We start from the raw sequence: 1,746 nt of genomic DNA, 5'->3' as shown, positions 1-1,746 counted from the left end.
CCCGGCCATAGCGCAGACGGTTTAGCAGCAAACCCGGGAGAAGTTTAAGGATGCGTAGATACATCTCTGTTTGTGTATATTGGTTTACCCCATTTGGACGATAGCGGATACTGCCGCCAATCCCGGCGATCAATAAATTGCCAACGCGTGTGGTTTTTAAATCCAGGTTCACTCCCCCCTCTGCTTTTGATTCCTTATTGTATTCATCATACTTTGGATCATGATTTCCTGGCACATAGTAAAGTGGTATCCTGGCTATGGTAAGAAGGTATTCCAAATACTCATAATGCAGATCGCCACAGCCAAAAAGCAAATCAATCTCATCAAAATAATGATTTGCAGCAAGGGTATAAAGTCGCTCTACAACCAGGTCACTGACAGTCAGGATTTTCATTTCGCGTTTATTTTGCCTTAGTTTAGTGGAAAGGACAAGGAATTTTGGTTGAGTGGGTTCTTTGTATATATGACAAGATTTCTGGCAATATTCCTGAATATGCGGAGAGCCTCCTGACTCTCGGATCAGCTTAGAACCTATCCTGAAATTCTTTTGTAGTAACGGCTTCAGCCGTAAAGAGCGACTAAAGTCGCCACAACGGGATATTTTTAGGATGGATATTTAGATAATATTTTCCTCTTATAATAGATCAGCTATTATGTTTGTTGACCAATATTAATCCATGCAAGTCCGGGAGAGGCAAAGTATGGGTAAGGATCTGAAAAATTATCTCTGGTTGTTAAAACTTGGCGCCCTGGTGAATCTCTATTTCCTGGGTCGAACCTTCGTTCCACCTCTGGCTTCCGTGGATGCCCATGTTCTGATCCCCGCGCAGATTTTTTTCGCCGTGTCCGCATTTCGCTGTCTCTTCCCGGTCCGCTACAAGGATAATATCGTCTTCCACTGAATCCCAGGCCTGGGGCGGCCTCGTCGGCATTATTTGGATGACCGCTTATTGGGCTACCCTGATACCGGTGTGGGTGTATCTGATTGTTCAAGAAGTTTGAAAGCTTGATTTTTTATTATGGATTGTGTTTATCTGCCGATAAACTTCCTGTATAATGCTTCTTGGATCTAATTCAATGAAAAGTAGTTGAATTCATTATGGAGATAGGATGAATAAATTTCTTGAAAGACTGAATACTGATGAAATTTTGGTCGCAGATGGAGCGACCGGTACCAACCTGCAGAAGATGGGCATCCAGCCCGGGATAGCGCCCGAAGATTTGGTGATGGACGCCCCCGATACCATCCTGGAATTGGCTACCGCTTTTGTGGATGCCGGTTCCGACATTATTCTGACCTGCACCTTTGGCGGATCCGGGATCCGGATGAAAGAGTCGAAGTACGCAGATCGCGCCAGGGAAGTAAATTTACGGGCAGTGGAGCTGGCCCAAAAAGCCGCTTCAAAACGGAGCGAGGTGTTAGTGGCTGGCTCGATCGGTCCAATTGGCGCTCTGATGAAACCCTACGGCCCATTGGATCCTGAGGAGGCAGCTGCAAGTTTTGCAGAGCAGGCCGAGGCCCTGGCTGAGGGCGGTGTGGATCTATTGGTAATTGAGACCATGTTTGCCTTCGATGAAACGGACGCAGCCTTTGAAGGGGCCCGCTCCGTGACTGATCTGCCCATCGTGGTTTCCTTTTCATATGATCGAGGTGTCAGAACGATGATGGGTGTCAAACCAACGGATGTGGTCAAGTCTTATCAGAAAAAGGGCGCAACCCTGGTGGGAGCCAATTGTGGGACCACC

3 protein-coding genes are annotated in these 1,746 nt (G+C 46.9%); 2 read left to right on the top strand and 1 reads right to left on the bottom strand.

The window, feature by feature from the left end; all coding sequences use genetic code 11:
- Positions 1–394 (bottom strand): metallophosphoesterase family protein (locus AC3DOM_RS15445; RefSeq protein ID WP_487919938.1); only part of this gene is annotated, 394 nt, incomplete at its 3' end.
- 307 nt (positions 395–701) lie between these two features.
- Between AC3DOM_RS15445 and AC3DOM_RS15440 the strand changes: the two genes are divergently transcribed.
- Both AC3DOM_RS15440 and AC3DOM_RS15435 read left to right on the top strand, forming a co-directional pair.
- Positions 702–902: a hypothetical protein gene (locus AC3DOM_RS15440; protein ID WP_487919937.1), complete on the top strand. Its 201-nt coding sequence runs from the start codon at positions 702–704 to the stop codon at positions 900–902.
- 208 nt (positions 903–1,110) lie between these two features.
- On the top strand, positions 1,111–1,746 hold a 636-nt coding region (locus AC3DOM_RS15435; protein ID WP_487919936.1), incomplete at its 3' end, for a homocysteine S-methyltransferase family protein.

The organism is Candidatus Desulfolinea nitratireducens, assembly GCF_982879505.1.
Note: the sequence above shows the minus strand (reverse complement) of the source record. Positions and strands in the feature narration are given on the sequence as shown.